We start from the raw sequence: 835 nt of genomic DNA, 5'->3' as shown, positions 1-835 counted from the left end.
AGAAATTAAAAGAAAGGAATAAAATGACAGAAGAGAAAGAAAATATTGTTAATTTTAAAATAAAAATTATCCATGAAGAAAACATAGAACTTGGGATAATGGCTAATTCTTTGTTAAGTTTTCAAAAATTAATGGATAGTTTTATATCAAAAGAACACGGTATAACACAAAGTAAAATTTTTTTAGAAAAAGTTGAAACTGGCAGTGATATATATTCTTTGGTTTTTGAAATAGCAGGAGAAGTTTTGCCTATTATTGCACCTATTCAAGCATTAAATGAATTTATAGAACTTATCATATCTTTTAAAAATATCAAATCAAAAAGTATAGAAGAAATAGAAGAAAATCCGCATTTTACTAAGTATAATGCCAATAATTTAAAAAATATATTTGCACCCGTTACTATAAATCAAAATACTTTTTTTATCAATCATAAAGGTGAAGAACTTTTGAGAATAAATAGTGATGAAGCTGAGCTTATTTATGAAAATGCTAATTACATTTGCGAAAAAAAGGAAATTGAATATCAAAAGATACATGAAAATGCTTTGATAACGATGTATAAAACTACAAATAAAATAGACAATAAAACAAAACATAAGGCAAAGTGCGATGCTTTAAGTCCTTATGCGGTTGATGTTAGTTTTAGTGATGAGAAAATAGCCGAAGAAGTTTTGAAAAATCCTTATGGATTTAATTTTTTAGTAGATTTAGAGTATTATAAAAACGATAAAAATAAAATTATTTTATATAGAATTTTTAACATAAAAGATAAAATATCTTTAGAATAAAAGAAAGGGAAAATATGACAGAAGAGAAAGAAAACATTGTTAAA

1 protein-coding gene is annotated in these 835 nt (G+C 23.8%); it reads left to right on the top strand.

Translation table 11 applies throughout. The annotated features are described in order from the left end of the window. Positions 1-23: 23 nt before the first annotated feature. Complete coding sequence (locus tag CCO88_RS09025; RefSeq protein ID WP_002787287.1) at positions 24-791, top strand: hypothetical protein; 768 nt, start codon at positions 24-26, stop codon at positions 789-791. Positions 792-835: the final 44 nt, after the last annotated feature.

The organism is Campylobacter coli LMG 9860, from assembly GCF_000254135.1.
Lineage (GTDB): Bacteria > Campylobacterota > Campylobacteria > Campylobacterales > Campylobacteraceae > Campylobacter_D > Campylobacter_D coli.
This window is presented reverse-complemented; position numbering and strand designations above follow the sequence as displayed.